The sequence below is a fragment of the Rhizobium sp. 42MFCr.1 genome, assembly GCF_000377185.1.
GTDB lineage: Bacteria > Pseudomonadota > Alphaproteobacteria > Rhizobiales > Rhizobiaceae > Rhizobium > Rhizobium altiplani.
In genome coordinates this window covers 186,840-201,337 of record NZ_KB897824.1, presented here as the reverse complement: position 1 = coordinate 201,337, position 14,498 = coordinate 186,840, and the positions used below count along the sequence as shown (strand labels likewise).

General features: G+C 58.9%; 19 protein-coding genes, 1 tRNA gene and 1 pseudogene. 7 read left to right on the top strand and 14 right to left on the bottom strand.

The window, feature by feature from the left end:
- Positions 1-4 precede the first annotated feature (4 nt).
- The 4 genes and pseudogenes from C934_RS0110245 to tnpA all read right to left on the bottom strand — a co-directional run bounded on the left by C934_RS0110245 (position 5) and on the right by tnpA (position 3,043).
- Positions 5-607, bottom strand: coding sequence for a YecA/YgfB family protein (locus C934_RS0110245; RefSeq protein WP_018856628.1), 603 nt, complete (start codon positions 605-607; stop codon positions 5-7).
- Positions 604-2,175, bottom strand: a pseudogene (gene tnpC / locus C934_RS31830) (IS66 family transposase). The gene C934_RS0110245 and the pseudogene tnpC overlap by 4 nt, the downstream one beginning before the upstream one ends.
- 50 nt (positions 2,176-2,225) lie before the next feature.
- A complete protein-coding gene (tnpB, locus tag C934_RS0110235) occupies positions 2,226-2,579 on the bottom strand; it encodes an IS66 family insertion sequence element accessory protein TnpB (protein WP_018856625.1) in 354 nt (117 codons plus the stop codon).
- The gene (gene tnpA, locus C934_RS0110230; RefSeq protein ID WP_026371721.1) at positions 2,576-3,043 is read right to left on the bottom strand and encodes an IS66-like element accessory protein TnpA; all 468 of its coding nucleotides are present in this window, start codon (positions 3,041-3,043) and stop codon (positions 2,576-2,578) included. Before tnpA ends, tnpB begins: the two co-directional genes overlap by 4 nt.
- Before the next feature lie 247 nt (positions 3,044-3,290).
- On the opposite strand from tnpA, the gene C934_RS0110225 reads away from it, so the two are divergent.
- From C934_RS0110225 to C934_RS0110215, 3 genes are all read left to right on the top strand, one after another.
- Positions 3,291-3,674: a hypothetical protein gene (locus C934_RS0110225; protein ID WP_156828745.1), complete on the top strand. Its 384-nt coding sequence runs from the start codon at positions 3,291-3,293 to the stop codon at positions 3,672-3,674.
- A 1-nt stretch (position 3,675) separates the two neighbouring features.
- The gene (locus tag C934_RS0110220) at positions 3,676-4,125 is read left to right on the top strand and encodes a Rap1a/Tai family immunity protein (RefSeq protein ID WP_018856622.1); all 450 of its coding nucleotides are present in this window, start codon (positions 3,676-3,678) and stop codon (positions 4,123-4,125) included.
- Positions 4,126-4,252: 127 nt separating this feature from the next.
- Positions 4,253-4,330: transfer RNA gene (locus tag C934_RS0110215), tRNA-Val, on the top strand.
- Between the two features lie 126 nt (positions 4,331-4,456).
- On the opposite strand, the gene C934_RS0110210 is transcribed toward C934_RS0110215, so the two are convergent.
- Complete coding sequence (locus C934_RS0110210; protein WP_018856621.1) at positions 4,457-4,777, bottom strand: hypothetical protein; 321 nt, start codon at positions 4,775-4,777, stop codon at positions 4,457-4,459.
- A 145-nt stretch (positions 4,778-4,922) separates the two neighbouring features.
- The gene (locus tag C934_RS0110205) at positions 4,923-5,144 is read right to left on the bottom strand and encodes a hypothetical protein (protein ID WP_018856620.1); all 222 of its coding nucleotides are present in this window, start codon (positions 5,142-5,144) and stop codon (positions 4,923-4,925) included.
- A gap of 245 nt (positions 5,145-5,389) precedes the next feature.
- On the opposite strand from C934_RS0110205, the gene C934_RS0110200 reads away from it, so the two are divergent.
- Positions 5,390-5,869 carry a hypothetical protein gene (locus C934_RS0110200; RefSeq protein ID WP_018856619.1) on the top strand — a complete coding sequence of 160 codons (480 nt, stop codon included), beginning with the start codon at positions 5,390-5,392 and terminating at the stop codon, positions 5,867-5,869.
- A gap of 24 nt (positions 5,870-5,893) precedes the next feature.
- Here C934_RS0110200 and C934_RS0110195 read toward each other — a convergent pair whose 3' ends face one another.
- The 3 genes from C934_RS0110195 to C934_RS0110185 all read right to left on the bottom strand — a co-directional run bounded on the left by C934_RS0110195 (position 5,894) and on the right by C934_RS0110185 (position 7,207).
- Complete coding sequence (locus C934_RS0110195; RefSeq protein ID WP_018856618.1) at positions 5,894-6,592, bottom strand: hypothetical protein; 699 nt, start codon at positions 6,590-6,592, stop codon at positions 5,894-5,896.
- A 136-nt stretch (positions 6,593-6,728) separates the two neighbouring features.
- Positions 6,729-6,914 (bottom strand): hypothetical protein, encoded by a 186-nt coding sequence (locus tag C934_RS0110190; RefSeq protein ID WP_018856617.1) that lies wholly within the window; start codon positions 6,912-6,914, stop codon positions 6,729-6,731.
- Between the two features lie 47 nt (positions 6,915-6,961).
- On the bottom strand, positions 6,962-7,207 hold the full coding sequence (locus C934_RS0110185) for a hypothetical protein (RefSeq protein ID WP_018856616.1): 246 nt from the start codon (positions 7,205-7,207) through the stop codon (positions 6,962-6,964).
- A 356-nt stretch (positions 7,208-7,563) separates the two neighbouring features.
- Here C934_RS0110185 and C934_RS0110180 point away from each other — a divergent pair, with 356 nt between their 5' ends.
- On the top strand, positions 7,564-8,655 hold the full coding sequence (locus C934_RS0110180) for a DUF475 domain-containing protein (RefSeq protein ID WP_018856615.1): 1,092 nt from the start codon (positions 7,564-7,566) through the stop codon (positions 8,653-8,655).
- Between the two features lie 125 nt (positions 8,656-8,780).
- On the opposite strand, the gene C934_RS35100 is transcribed toward C934_RS0110180, so the two are convergent.
- Positions 8,781-8,948, bottom strand: coding sequence for a hypothetical protein (locus tag C934_RS35100; RefSeq protein WP_018856614.1), 168 nt, complete (start codon positions 8,946-8,948; stop codon positions 8,781-8,783).
- A gap of 86 nt (positions 8,949-9,034) precedes the next feature.
- Between C934_RS35100 and C934_RS31825 the strand changes: the two genes are divergently transcribed.
- Positions 9,035-9,634 (top strand): GNAT family N-acetyltransferase, encoded by a 600-nt coding sequence (locus C934_RS31825; protein ID WP_245267938.1) that lies wholly within the window; start codon positions 9,035-9,037, stop codon positions 9,632-9,634.
- Positions 9,635-9,809: 175 nt separating this feature from the next.
- Here C934_RS31825 and C934_RS0110165 read toward each other — a convergent pair whose 3' ends face one another.
- The 3 genes from C934_RS0110165 to C934_RS0110155 are packed head-to-tail and all read right to left on the bottom strand — an operon-like array spanning position 9,810 to position 12,771.
- Positions 9,810-11,327, bottom strand: coding sequence for a tripartite tricarboxylate transporter permease (locus C934_RS0110165; protein ID WP_018856613.1), 1,518 nt, complete (start codon positions 11,325-11,327; stop codon positions 9,810-9,812).
- A gap of 11 nt (positions 11,328-11,338) precedes the next feature.
- Positions 11,339-11,830 (bottom strand): tripartite tricarboxylate transporter TctB family protein, encoded by a 492-nt coding sequence (locus C934_RS0110160; protein WP_018856612.1) that lies wholly within the window; start codon positions 11,828-11,830, stop codon positions 11,339-11,341.
- Entirely contained in the window at positions 11,827-12,771 is a 945-nt protein-coding gene (locus tag C934_RS0110155; RefSeq protein WP_025658942.1) for a Bug family tripartite tricarboxylate transporter substrate binding protein, read from the bottom strand. Before C934_RS0110155 ends, C934_RS0110160 begins: the two co-directional genes overlap by 4 nt.
- 315 nt (positions 12,772-13,086) lie before the next feature.
- On the opposite strand from C934_RS0110155, the gene C934_RS0110145 reads away from it, so the two are divergent.
- A complete protein-coding gene (locus C934_RS0110145; protein WP_018856610.1) occupies positions 13,087-13,275 on the top strand; it encodes a hypothetical protein in 189 nt (62 codons plus the stop codon).
- A gap of 15 nt (positions 13,276-13,290) precedes the next feature.
- On the opposite strand, the gene C934_RS0110140 is transcribed toward C934_RS0110145, so the two are convergent.
- Entirely contained in the window at positions 13,291-14,358 is a 1,068-nt protein-coding gene (locus tag C934_RS0110140; protein WP_198011809.1) for an ABC transporter substrate-binding protein, read from the bottom strand.
- Positions 14,359-14,498 lie beyond the last annotated feature (140 nt).

Below are 14,498 nucleotides of genomic sequence, written 5' to 3'. Positions count from 1 at the left end.
TGGACTAAGCGTCGTTGGCGGGAGCGCCTGGATTGAAGCGCATCGGCTTGCAGTGCGCGTAGATGCTCTCGACCGCGAATGGGAGCGTACGCCAGGCGTCTTTAAGGATGGCCTTAGTCGGCTTGGGAAACGCCGTCGAGATCATTTCGATCAGATCGGGCTTTGTGCATTGAATGAGGATGCCCATGATTGGTTCGCCGGTCTGCTTTTGAGCGAACAGCGGTGCCCAATCTTCTAGATTCAGGCTAATGGCGCCGAAGAACCCGTCGGCCCAGTCGCCCGCAAGCACTTCGCCCTCGTCAGTCCGCATTAACATCGGCGCATAACGGCCGGGCGCCGTCAGTTGGTGGGCTATGAGGTTGTAATGATCGACGATCGTGTCGATCACCGCCTGGATCTTGTTGCCGATGAGCGCTTTTTTCTCGTGATCGCCGATGACATGGAACATCCAATCATTGGGCAGCAGGAAGACTGGGCCAGCCGCCAAACCGGTCAGGAAGCCATTCATCATCGAGACGCCGCCACAAGGCGGCGCCGGCTCAGCCTTGTCGAACCAGGCTTCCAGCTGCTCGAGGGTCAAAAGTTTCGCACGCTTGGGTCGTTTCACGCTGCTACCGCCATATTCATATCGGCATGTTCTTGTTTCCAATGCCAAGGCAGGCAACGCTCAAGGGAGGTCGACTTTATCTCGCCCGACACGATGCGTTCAAGCACGTCGTTGAGCCACGTATAGGGATCGAGGCCGTTCAACTTTGCTGTGGTCAGCAACGAACCCAAAATGGCCCACGTCTCGGCGCCGCCATCACTGCCGGCGAACAGACTGTTGACGCGTCCAAGCGCAATACTTCTCATATTACGCTCGACGGTATTGGAATCGACCTCAAGCCTGCCGTCATCCAGGAATAGGGTTAGCCCAGACCAGAGCCCCAGAGTGTACTTGATGGCGGATGCGACCGGGTCTTTGGCGGATATATTCTTGAGCGTATCCATCAGCAACGTTTTGAGATCAGCCATCAGGCCTTTGGTTTGCGTCTGACGGACCGACAGGCGATGCTCGGCGCTCGTGCCGCGGATTCTGGCTTCAATCGCATAGATCTCGGCCAGGCGCTCGATCACCGTTTTGGCCAGCTCGGATTTGTACTTCTTGTAGACATCCACAAACTTGCGACGCGCGTGAGCCAGACAATAGGCGAGTTCAATCGTTCCGGCTTTACGATCGGGCCGGGTCAAACTCTTATAAGCTTTATACGCATCGACTTGCAGGAGCCCGTTGTAGCTGGCCAGTTGCGACTGTATTTCCGCCTTGCCTCGACCTTGGGCAAAGACATAGGCAACCGCGGGATACGCTGGACCGTTCCATGGTCGATCGTCTACCGCATGCGCCCAGAATTGACAGACCTTGGCTCGTTTCCGGCCTTTTTTCAGGACAGGCATGCGGGTCTCGTCCACAAACACCCGGTTATGGCTGTGAATGTAAGCCAAGAGCTTGTCGTAGAGCGTTTTCAGCTACCAGGCTGACCGTTTCATCCAACCGCAAAGCGTCGATGTGTCTAAACGGACGCCTTGTCCTTTCAGCATCTGGACCTGGCGGTTGAGTGGCAGGTACCAGGCATATCGCCATACGACCACATTGCTGATCATCGCCGTCGTCGCCAAGCCGCCCTCGAACAAACGCGGTTTCGCTTTGGCTTGAACAATGCCGGTTTCACAAGTCCGGCAGGCATACTTCGGTCGCACGGTGCGCAGAACATAAAGCGTGGCCGGCCGTGACGCGAGGGCCTCGCTTTCTTCTTCACCAATGCGATGGAGTTGCCCCTGGCAGCAGGCACATTCCAAGGATGATGGCTCAATCACCTCAACGACGCGTTCAAGATGTTCAGGGAGGGCACCGAGGTTGCGGCGGGGTTGAGATTTGGCGCTTGCTTGGCGCGGCGCCTGCGCCGGCTTTGGCTCATCGTTGGCCGCACCGACCGCAATCTCAAGCTCGGCATCTCCCAGATCGAGACGGATCTGCCCTTCGAGAACCGTAATGGACTTTTCGGACTTCTGCCCAAAAGGCTGCGCGTTGGCCGCCTTCAACATGCCCTTCAGACGCTCGATTTCAGCGTCTCTTTCCAGGACCATGCAGACCAGAATGTCCGGGTCCCGAGGCAAGTGTTGGCCACGGTTGAGCATGACCAAGCACTACCGCACAACAGCTAAAATGTCCATGGATTACAATAAGATCACGCTATTTTTGTAGGGCGCTTCACGGGCTTCTGCTCGACCTTTGTCCAGTCCAGACCATCTAATAAAAGCGCCATCTCGCTTGCGCTGAGATGAACAGCCCCATCACGAACCGCAGGCCAGGTAAAGTGACGATCTTCCAAAACCTTGGTCAACAACACCATGCCACTGCCATCCCAAGCCACCATCTTTAAACGATCGTTGCGCTTGCTGCGGAAGATATACACGTCGCCCGAATAAGGGTTCGCGCCAAGCGCGGTCGACACCAGCGCCGCCAGACCGTTTATGCCTTTCCTAAAATCGACCGGCTTGGAAGCAATCAGGATCCGTAAATCCGATCGAAGCGTGATCAAGCCGAACCCCGTATCGCGCTGAACACCGTCCGTAACGTACGCTCATCAACGCCGCCGTCGATAACGACACAAGCACCGTTCATCTCAACGCGAACGGTCAGCGTCTTCCCGAGAGATGGTTGAGGCTGTTCGTCGCCAACCTTCACGATCGGTACGAAACGCATCTCCTCCGCATCCGATAAGCTCTCGCGGGCGCAGCGCCGCCAGTAGTGCAACAGGCCTTGGCTGACGCCGTATTGACGCGCGACCGCAGAGATATTGGCGCCGGGCACAAAACTCGCCGCAGTGATCCTTGCCTTGTCCTCCGGGCTCCATCGACGGCGCCGATCTCCGCCAATGATAACCTCGACACGACGCCGACCCGATCGAGCCCGCTCCGCAGCGCCTTGCGCATAGTCCTGATGACTGTCATCAGCACTATGCGATACAGCCTTCTCCTCGCCGTCGAATGGCCCCAGATCCATCATTCCCACCTCTCAATCTCGAAGGATGGGATTATGCGCGAACTGAAATTCAATAAAATGTGGGGCGCTCGCAATGCTTACGCTCAACATAAGCGGCAAGGATAGAGATGGATTTACCATCGGACGACGATACTCAATTGTCGCCGGAGAAACAAATAACTTTATCAGAAACACTATAAATTTTAATTGCTCCAAAAACAAAGAATTCCAATCTTATGTCACATTCTTTGTCCCGACGGAGATAAACTTGGAAAAGATTTATGGACAAGATCATGTTCTAAAGAAGAGATTTAGAATTTATACTCTGTCTTATAAAACAGAATCGAAAACTTATACAATTGACGGAGAGGTGAAAGGCAACGAGATATATTTTGATTTTTCTAATAATCAGAAGGACGCCGTCGCGAGTATTATAGAAGCAAAAGCCATATACTTGCTTTTGTCAGATGACAAATATCCGATCGAATATTTTACACCAGACGAAGACTTTCGCCTGCCTTTTGGGGGTAAGGAATACAAGTTCAACGAGTTTGTTAGAACAATGGTAGATCGTGATGGTAGTTTCAGTCGACAGTTAAATACAGACTATTTCTTTCGGACATGTACCGACCTGAGTGCATGGAGACAGTAACATGACGCAGCGCCAGCGCACGTTATCGAGATCCCTGCCCAACATAACCCGCACATCGGCAATGCCGCTCGTTGTCCTGATAGGCCTTCTTTTGCCGCGCCCCGTCGCAGCAGAAATTAATGGGCGAACATTCGGAGACAACTGCACGGCGGCTGGAAAAATGTCACGTGGTGAGCGGCAGGATCAACGAGGTGGACTCGGTGCGATCGCGTGTTTGCAATACCTGCAGGGGTTTAGGGTAGCATGGATTATTCAACAGCTAATGGCAGAAGACCAGGGTGTTCGACCCTTCCAAATTTGCTTTCCTAAAGATGTGAAAGGTGAGGATATTTCGAATCAGATGATTGATATTATTGTCAAATACGTGAGCGACAATCCTACAGAGGGGCATTTGCCGGTTGATGTGATCGTTATGAGGGCTTTTGGACAATATTATCCTTGTGAAAAATGAGAGCTGTTTCTGTCACACCAACGTCACAACAAGGTCTCTGTTTTTCGCTTCTCCCAGCGACTGTTGCGTGTAGCGGAAAAAGACCGTAGACTGCGTTAGCAGTTGAATTTATTCAGTCTTTTGGTGGGAGCGTAGGCGACTTCAGCGGGAGAGCACTACGTTGACATCGTAGGGGTCACAAGTTCGATCCTTGTCACGCCCACCATTCGAATTCAAAGGCTTAGCGGGAAACCGCTAAGCCTTTTTCGTTTCTGGGCCAGCCCAAACATTGATTGCACGCAGCCGACGCGCGGCAAGAGACGGATGGCCGTCTTCGCCTTTGCGTCGGCACCTACGGGTTATTGTAAAAGGACCCACTGTCGTAAGTGCAGGCGTAGTCGAGCGCGCATTGCTTGCCGGTCTTATCCCGGAAATTCGCGGTGGTGCGCGCGTAGCCCAAGCCGCATTTGGCGGGCGGATAGCGAAAGCTGCTGCCGCCGAAACCGGAACGGACGAAAACCTTCTTGTTCTGGCGGATGATCTGGGAAATCTGGCTGCACGTGTAAGCGCGGGCATCGACGTTCAGTGCTCCGGCAGACCATGCCGCGGACGGAAGCATCAACGCAGCGGCCAAGACCCCCGCACCGAAAGCCTTATTGAATGGCGTGCCCATCTCGCCCTGCCCGTAAGTGTGATCGAAGCTTGAATATACTCGTTTTCGGCGAAGCAACAAAACGGCGCTCCATTCCTTGCCAATGCGGAACGCCCGCCAAGGGGCGGGCGCTTCGTTCGGCTTTCGTGCACAACAGCAGCCCATGCTACATGCAGGCAGACGCGGACTTCATTGCCGCCTCGGCAAGCGCCCTCGTCTTGTGCGCGCCGCCGATAGCCATGGCGGTCTTGCCATCAGGACGCTTCGACACGACGCTGCATTTACTGTTGTTCGGAGAATGTTCTACGTAGTAGTGGCTGCTTGCGGCCAGCGCCGGTGCGACGCCGAAGGCCAGGATAGTTACGCTCAGAGCGATTTTCCTGATCATCGCATTCCTCCATCTTGAATCGGCCGGCAGTCTCGCTGCCAGACCAAAGCGTAGCTATCGCGCCCGATGAATTTGACGAAGCGGCATTTCATCGCATGCTCTCATGTCCGGACCAACGACCGCGCAGGAAGGCAGTCGATTGCCAAGTCCACAGGCCAAGCCTATCGACCAATTTCGAACACAGAAGAATGGCAAGCCGCTGCCGACATACTGCACCGCCGACATAAGCACTACGAGGTATAGAGATGAGACTGGCAACTTTGGCCGCCGCTTCGCTGCTCGCCGCAACACTGACAACCGCAGCGGACGCAGCCCCGCAGAACTTCCCCGGCGCTCCGGGGGCACTGACGCTCACCGGCAAATGCGCCAAGCTCGTCGTCGGCAAGGTCGACGCGACGAAGGGCTGCGAAGGCGAACTCGCGAGCGTGACGCTCGTAAATGGACAGGTCACCTTCATCTTCACCTCGGGCGGCAAGATGCTGGGCTTCCAGGGTGACGGCACGGCCATCAAGCCTGCTGCCAACGGCAATGCCCGAATGCCGCTCAACCTGGTGGTCACGGGCGTCGGCCAGAAGATGACAGGTCAGGTCAAAGTTGCCGGCACCTGCACGATGGGTAACCCCTACGGCGGCAAGCCGGTCGCCATCGAATGCTCGGCCGAGAGCAAGGACACCGCCTTTACCGGCAGCTTTCGCACCAACGGCAAGGCGCCGAAGCAGAAGTAGGCCGGCATACGCCGCGGGCTCGCCTCAGGCGCACCACGCGCCATTTGCGCCGGGTTTGCGGGCCAATCCCTCGTTGATCATCTGCGCGCCGATCGACCGACCATCGCGAGACACGACATGCGGGACGCCGCCCTTGCCAGGCTGCCCTGCCGGGTTCATCGCGAAGGATCCGGAGTTCAGGATATTCAGGAGCCGCAGCTTCGCGGCGAAGCCTAGCCGCTTCTCGTTGTCGCAACGGGCCGTCTCAATGCCGGGGCTCACGACGTCGGCAATGGCGATCTTCTCGCCCTTGTACCAGAACGTGCCTCCATCGGCGACGCAGTTGATGTGCTCGCCCTGGCCGCAATAGCCGAAGGCGGCCTTGCCGGTCTGCGCCTGCGCAGGGGAGAGGGAAACCGGCACCGCTTTTTCAAGGACGACAGGTGCCTTGGCCGGAATGGGCACGGCTGCAGGCGGCACCATGCGGGACACTGGCGCGATTGAAGCGGTCTGCCTCGGGCTCGGATCGCGTGCAGGTTCGCTTCGCGCGACCGGCGCTGCCCGAGAGACGATCGAGGCTGGCGCATGCGTGGCCAGCATCGGCTTCACGCTCTTCCAATTGTCGTAAGTCGCAATGCCCCCAACGGCGATGACGCCGATGATTGTCCAGGGGAGAGCGCTTCCGCCTCCCCTTGCCTTCGATCGTGCCGATGATTTGCGGCGGCGTGTCGCAGTCTTTGCCATCTATCCGATTCCCGTGAACACACGGATTATCGCCGGGCAATCCTTTCCGAAAGGTTGGCGACCACGTCATTTTGGTACAGACGTGATGATCCAACGCTCCTGCGAACGGGCGCGCAGTCGCAAAAGTACAAGATATCTAGAGCCGGGCGCCCGGGAACGTGGAGTCCGGCCTTGAGTGCGTCGGCGGGCTCCAACGAGACCTCAGTGAATTCGTGATCTCGATTCTTTCCAGATCGATCTGGATATCAGCGGCCGCGCGAAGCGCCTGCCATTCGATCTCGTGCTTCAGGCAAATGTCGTGCGGCACCAAAGTCGTCTTCATCTTTCCTCACCGGTTGTCGATAATACAGGGCAGCAGGCGTCGATAGGTCAGCGGATCGGCCTTGCGATCGTGGAATCCTCCTCGGCAGCAGGCTTCGGCCCGCCTTTCGAAAGATCGCCGCCGGTGCAGTGAGCGGGGATATGGACGTCATCGAAAACGCCATGCGGCAGCGTCAGGTCGACGTGATGCGGCGGCAGCACTTGTGCCTTTTGCATTCGGTTGGGGCGCGCACGCTTCATGCGGTCCGATTTTTCCGTGCGCGTGTCGGGAGTGTGGGTCGAGGGGTGCATCATCGGCCTCCTTTTTATTGCGCATGCCACTGGTGAACGAAGGACTAACGACCTCGGCGCCGAATAGTTCCGAGGAAAAGAACAAACCGCATCGCGCCGCCTTGACTGGCGTGGCAAGTTCACTACCTTCGACTTATCCCGAGGCCTCGGACATCGGCCGACGGGTCAACCTGGTGCCGGGCCCCTCTGGCGAGAGTTTTTACGGCGCTCTCGTGATGTCGGTACCGCCTGCAGCTTAAGCCGGCGGATTTTTCATTGATGAAAAAGCTCACCATGCCTCACGCGCATGCCCTTTGTGGTATGTCGCTTTTTTCCCGCACATCCTTGTTCGACAACCTTCGTGGCTGCGAGGTGCGGCCATGACCAACGGTTCCCCGCAAAAATCGACGCTCAGCTATTTCCGCTGGGCCTTCATCGTCACCTTCCTCGGCCTCGTCCTGGGCGCAGCCCTCGGCTGGCAGACGACGGGCACGATCGGCGGCATGGCGACCGTCTTCTTCATCTGCACGGTGCTCGCCGTGCTGGAGATTTCGCTCTCCTTCGACAACGCCATCGTCAATGCCAACAAGCTCAAGGAGATGACACCGGTCTGGCAGCATCGCTTCCTCACCTGGGGCATCGTCATCGCCGTCTTCGGCATGCGTATCGTCTTCCCGCTCGCAATCGTCGCGATCGCCGCCCAAATCGGCCCGTGGGAAGCTCTGGTGCTCGCTGCCCGCGACCCTGCAGAATACGCCCGCATCATGAACGACGCACACCTGCCGATCGCAGCCTTCGGCGGCACCTTCCTGATGATGGTTGGTCTCAACTACTTCTTCAATCATGAGAAGGACGTCCACTGGATATCAGGGCTTGAAAAGCTCATGGCCCGCTCGGCCACGATCAAGGGCATCGAGATTGCCTTCGTGCTGGCGCTGGTCCTGGTGTTCTCGTCGTTCCTCGGAGAAGAAGAGGCCACTACCTTCGTGCATTGCGCCATCTATGGTCTTCTGACCTTCCTGGCGGTCGAGGTGATCGGCGGCCTGCTCGATGCGTCGCAGCAGACGATGAGCGCCGCCGCCAAAGGCGGTCTCGGTGCCTTCATCTATCTCGAAGTGCTCGACGCCAGCTTCTCCTTCGACGGCGTCATCGGCGCCTTCGCGCTGACGCAGAACCTCTTCGTTATTGCGATTGGCCTCGGCATCGGCGCCATGTATGTGCGTTCGATGACAATCATGCTCGTCGAAAAGGGCACGCTCGCGGAGTACCGCTATCTCGAGCACGGCGCCTTCTACGCAATCCTGATCCTCTCGGTGATCATGTATGTGCAGACGATGTACCATATTCCCGAGGTCATTACCGGCCTTGGTGGTGCCGCCCTGATCGGCATCTCACTCTGGTCTTCCATCCGCCACAACAAGAAGGAACAGGCGGAAGAGCGCGCTGAGGCGCATAAGGAACTGCACGCCTGAGCTTGCAAGCCGCATTCACCGATGCGGCTTCATCAGAACAAAAATAAAGCCCGCGACCATCCGGTTGCGGGCTGTTTCGTATCCGGCGATCAGAGACCGCCAGCCGCGCCTAAGGCGCAGATAAGCTAGTGGTTGATTCTGCCGAACATGCTCGGGTCGATGCCGAGTTCGCGCAGATCGCGCGCCTTCGGGCGGCGGCCAGCTTCGATGGTGGCGCTCACAGCATTCGCAGCACCGATCATCGCAAAGGCGCGACCAAGGAAACCATCGCGAATGGACTTACGGAAGGACATTTTCTCTCTCGCTTTGCTTTATGATTGACCACTCATACATGTGAACGGAAGCGCGTCTTCACAAGCGACAGAAATTCAGCCCTGCCATGCAAGAACAAGCGATCGAGCGCAAAACGCGCCATGTGGTTGAGAACACGCGACAAAATGAATGGAGGCATCAAATTGACAGGCTCGTTCACAATCAGACGCGCGCGCCCATCGGACGCCGAAGCGCTTTGCGAATTTGCGGCCAGCAGTTTCGGGCGACCTACCGCAGCGACACGCCCGCATCGGATCTTGAGTCCTACATCCAGGCGAATTTCAGCGCCGAACAGCAGAATGCGGAGATTGGCGACCCCTCAGCCGCTGTTTTCCTCGCCATGCTTGATAATCGCGTCATCGGATATGCTCACCTCATGCTGGATACAGTCGACAGACGATCGGCCTTCCTCAATCGAATTTATGTCCACACCGATTGGAGGGGACGCGGATTGGCTATGGCCCTCCTCAAAACGGTGCTGCACGACGCGCATCAACGTGGCGCAACTCGCCTGGAGCTGACCGTCTACCAGCGAAACGCACGAGCCATTGCGTTTTATGAGAGGGCCGGCTTTGTCGTGACGGGCAATACGATCTTCGCGGTCGGTCAGGATTTGCAGAGCGACCTGGTGATGGAAATGAAGTTGGCCGAGCGGCCTAACAGCTGAACGGCGCGGCCAGCACACGTGACTGCCGAACAGCAGAAACTCCGCATTGGATGCGCCGCAGAAGCACCCGTGCCGTCCGCAGCAACCACCAATAACACCTTATCGTCACCAGACGAAAAGGCCGGCGATGTTTCCATCGCCGGCCGCAGTTGTGGGGTTCGGGCAGTCTTTTTCTTTAGTCCTCGTTCGCCGCAAGCTGCGACAGAACCTCGCCGCGTCCACGCAGGCGCAGGATCAGCGGGATGATGAAGGCGGCCGCAGCAACGATGAGCAGGCCGGCCGCAATCGGCGACATCACCAGAGTCGTCACGTCGCCCTGACTGATCGCAAGCGCGCGGCGCAACTGTTGCTCGGCCAGCGGGCCAAGGATGAGGCCGACAACAGCAGGCGCGATCGGATAGCCGAAGAGCCGCATGATGTAGCCGAGGATGCCGAAGGCGAGCAGCATGCCCAGTTCGAAGACCGACGGGTTGGCGCCGATCGTGCCGAGTGTCGCAAACAGCAGGATGCCGGCATAAAGCCACGGCTTCGGGATCGTCAGCAGGCGCACCCAGAGGCCGATCAGCGGGAGGTTGAGCACAAGCAGCATCGCGTTGGCGATCAGCAGGCTGGCGATCAGGCCCCAGACGATCTGCGGGTTGTTCGCAAACAGCAGCGGGCCGGGCTGCAGGCCGTATTGCTGGAAGCCGGCGAGCATGATCGCGGCCGTCGCCGTCGTCGGCAGGCCGAGCGTCAACAGCGGCACCAGGGTCCCTGCCGCCGACGCATTGTTCGCGGCCTCCGGACCAGCCACGCCTTCGATCGCGCCGTGACCGAACTCCTCGGGGTTCTTCGCCAAGCGCTTTTCCGTGGCATAGGAAAGGAAGGTCCCGATCTCGGCACCGCCGGCAGGCATCGCGCCGATCGGGAAGCCAATCAGCGTGCCGCGCAGCCACGCCTTCCAGGAGCGGCCCCAGTCCTGCGCCGTCATCCACAGCGAGCCTTTGACCGCCTCGACCTTCTCCTCGATGCTGTTGCCCTGGGCGGCGATATAGAGTGTCTCGCCGATCGCAAACATCGCGACCGCAAGCGTCGTCACCTCGACGCCATCGAGCAGATCGGGGACGCCGAAGGAAAGACGCGCCTGTCCCGTCTGCTGGTCGATGCCGACCATGGCAAGGGCAAAGCCGATGAACAGCGATGTAAGCCCGCGCAGCGCCGAATCCCCGAAGGCCGACGAGACGGTCACGAAGGCGAGTACCATCAGCGCAAAATATTCACGCGGCCCGAAAATCAGGGCCAGCTTGACGATGTAGGGAGCGATGAAGGCAAGGCCGAGCGTCGCGATCAGGCCGGCGACAAACGAACCAATCGCCGCTGTCGCGAGCGCCGGCCCGCCGCGGCCCGCGCGGGCCATCTTGTTGCCCTCAAGGGCCGTAACGATCGAGGCGCTTTCGCCAGGCGTATTGAGAAGAATCGACGTCGTCGAGCCGCCATACATGCCGCCATAATAGATGCCGGCAAACATGATCAGCGAGCCAGCCGGATCGAGCTTGTAGGTAACAGGAAGAAGAAGGGCGACGGTCAGGGCCGGGCCAATCCCCGGCAGCACGCCGACCGCGGTGCCGAGCGTCACGCCGACGAGCGCATAGAGCAGGTTCATCGGCTGCATGGCGACCAGGATGCCCTGGAAGAGGAATTCGAAGGTGCTCATCGCATCCAATCCTAGAAGAAGATGTGTTCGAACGGCCCGGCCGGCAGGGTCAACTGCAAGAGCTTTGCGAAGATCACCCAGACGACGAAGCTGAAAGCGATGCCCGCAGGGATCGAGATCCAGAGCTTGCGGCGTCCGAAGCCGGCAGCCGTAAAGGCAAAGAGAAGGCCGGTTGCGATCGAAAAGCCTGCCGTCTTGAGAAGCAGCATCTGCGCGGCAAGGCCGGCGACGACCCAAACTACAGGCGCGATTTCCTGATGCTCGCGCTCGGGAAACTCGCCACGCCAGGCTTCGAAGATGGTCCAGATGCCGAGGCCGATCAGGCCGAAGGCGACCACCTTGGGCGCAGTTGCCGGACCGATGCGGTCATACTGAGCGATGGCGCGCATATGCGAGGCATCCCAAAGCATGACGGCAGCGACGACGAAAAGACAGATGGCAATGACCAGCGCCGCCCAGTCAGGGCGGCGCTTCGTTGCCAAGGGTTCGTTACCCCTGCTCATTGAACAAGTCCGATCTCTTTAAGGATGCCTTCGGTAGCCGAAACGTCCTTGTCGAGCTGCGCCTTGAAGGCGTCGCCGGCGAGGTAGGTATCAGCCCAGCCCTTGCTCTTCAGGATTTCCTGCCAACCGGCGGACTTCGAGAGCTTATCGAAATCAGCGGTGATTGCAGCCGTCTGCTCGGCCGAAAGACCAGGGGCGGCGGCAACCATGCGCCAGTTCTCGACAGCGACATCGAGGCCCGATTCCTTCAGCGTCGGCGCGTCGACACCCTCGATGCGCTTGTCGCTGGAGACAGCCAGGAGCCGGAGCTGACCAGCCTTCACCTGCGATTCGAATTCGCCGTAGCCGGAAATGCCCGCGGTCACCTGTCCGCCGAGGATAGCGGCCAGCGCTTCACCGCCGCCGGAGAAGGCGACGTAGTTGATCTTCGTCGGATCGACGCCGGCAGCCTTGGCAATCAGTCCGACCGCGATGTGGTCGGTACCGCCTGCCGAGCCGCCACCCCAGGAAACCGAACCCGGATCCTGCTTCAGCTTGGCAACGAGATCGGCCATCGTCTTGATGTCGGACGCAGCCGGGACAACGATCGCCTCATACTCGCCGGTAAGGCGGGCAATCGGCGTGACGTCCTTCAGCGTGACCGGCGACTTGTTGGTCAGGATAGCGCCGACCATGACATAGCCGCCGACGATCAGTGCGTTCGGGTTGCCGTTGTTCTGGCCGGTGAACTGCGCGAGACCGATGGTGCCGCCGGCGCCCGGAACGTTTTGTACCTGAACGTTGCCTGAGATGCCTTCCTTCTGCATCACGGTCTGCAGCGAGCGGGCCGTCTGGTCCCAGCCACCGCCGGGAGCGGCCGGCGCCATGATGGTGTAGTCCGCCGCATAGGCCGGCAGGGCGACCGCAGCCGCGAAAATGGTTGCAAGAAGAGTATGCTTCACGAGTGTGTCCTCCGTGGGCGCGGCTGAGAAACCGCGCGTTGTTCTCGATGGAATCGGGAAGGACACCGCAGACGGACTCCAAGGTCCGATATGGCTGGCAAGCTCCTCCCGAAACTTCACCTCTCCGCCTCCACGGAGCTGAAGTTCTGCAAAGCGGACCACAACAAGCTGTCATTTAGCTGACATCGATCAACTATCCACCCCGCGATGACACTTTTTTGCCGCAATTACCCTGGGCGAAAACAAACGCAAAATGCCACCATCCGTGGAACCTGGAGGCGGTTTGTGCGTTATGGCGCTCAGGAGGATTGCCCCATGAGTTCTCACATCGATAACAAGCAGATCGAAAATGAGGGCTTACGCCAGGTGTGGAGTGTGCACGATTTTGCACGCCGGCACCGGTTGGACGAGCAGGAGGAGAAACGTCTTCGCTCGCTCTTTGGGTCATACGCGACGAAGCAGGAACTGCTGGCCAACGCCCAGCGGCCCTGCATCTTCCGCTAATCATCCACGGCGATTTTACTGCGTCCGCAGAACTTCGTTCCAGTGCGCGATCAATCGCGCGCGCTTCACCTGGTCCAGATAAACCATCAAGCCCGGGCTGACAGGCACCGGCCGCAACTGCGCGCCCAAGAGCTCCTGCATCGTGTTGGCGGTATTCTCGCCGGCGACCTCCGGGCTGACAGCGGGAATCTGCAACTCCCGCGCCATGATCGTCTGGCCCTCCTTCGACATGAAGAAGGATAGATAGCGCCGTCCGAGTTCCGGTTCGCCCGCCGCCTGCGGCACCAGGCCGATGCGCGACATCACGACCGTATAGTCTTTCGGCAGCACGATCCCGACATCGGGATGACGCTTGGCCCAATCGGCGGCGTAGGACCCGAGGATGTTGTAGCCGAGCACGAAGCGGCCGTCCGATACGCGCTCCAGGATGGCCGAACTGGTGGAGTATAATTTGACGCCGGCCGCCCCCATGGCGCCGATAACGGACCATATGTCACCGAACTGTTCCTGGTCGCGTGCCATGAACAGGAAGCCGACGCCGGAGCGCTCGATATCATAGGTGCCGATCCGCCCATGGATCGCGTCACCCTTGCGCTTGAGGTAATCGACGAATTCCGCCCGCGAACTCGGCGGCGGCTCCGTCGCGAAGCTCGGCTTGTGGTAGACGAACACCGCCGGCTCGAAGGTCAGCGCGTAGGCGGTATTGCGCCAGTTGGCCCATTTCGGCCAGCGCGCGCTCATCGGCAGGTTGCTCACCTGCGCATAGCCGTCGTTGGAGAGCTTGACCTGCAGATCCATGGCCGAGGAGAAGGCGAAGTCCGCAGTGCGTTGGCCGGCATCCGTCTCCCGCACGATGCGGTCATAAATTTCCCCGGTCAGCATATCCTCGTACCTGACCGCCACGTCCAGATTGGCTTCCTGGAACCCATGGATCATCGGCTGCGCCAGTGGCTCGTCGAGCGATGAATAGACAACCAGCGTCGGGGCCCCGGCATTGCCGGAACGCGCCGGGTAGAACACCTCGTCCGCAGTGGCTAAGCCGGGACAGAGCAACAGGCACGCAAGTAAAGAAAGTCTCCTCATGAGAGGACAATGCACCAGCAACCGGGATCCGGCAAGCGAGCCGCATCCACCCGCAGCGCCCCGAAGGCGGCTGGTACGACCGCAGCAGCAGCACACTCACCAGACACAAAAAATGGCTATGACATCTTCGCCGCCACCCT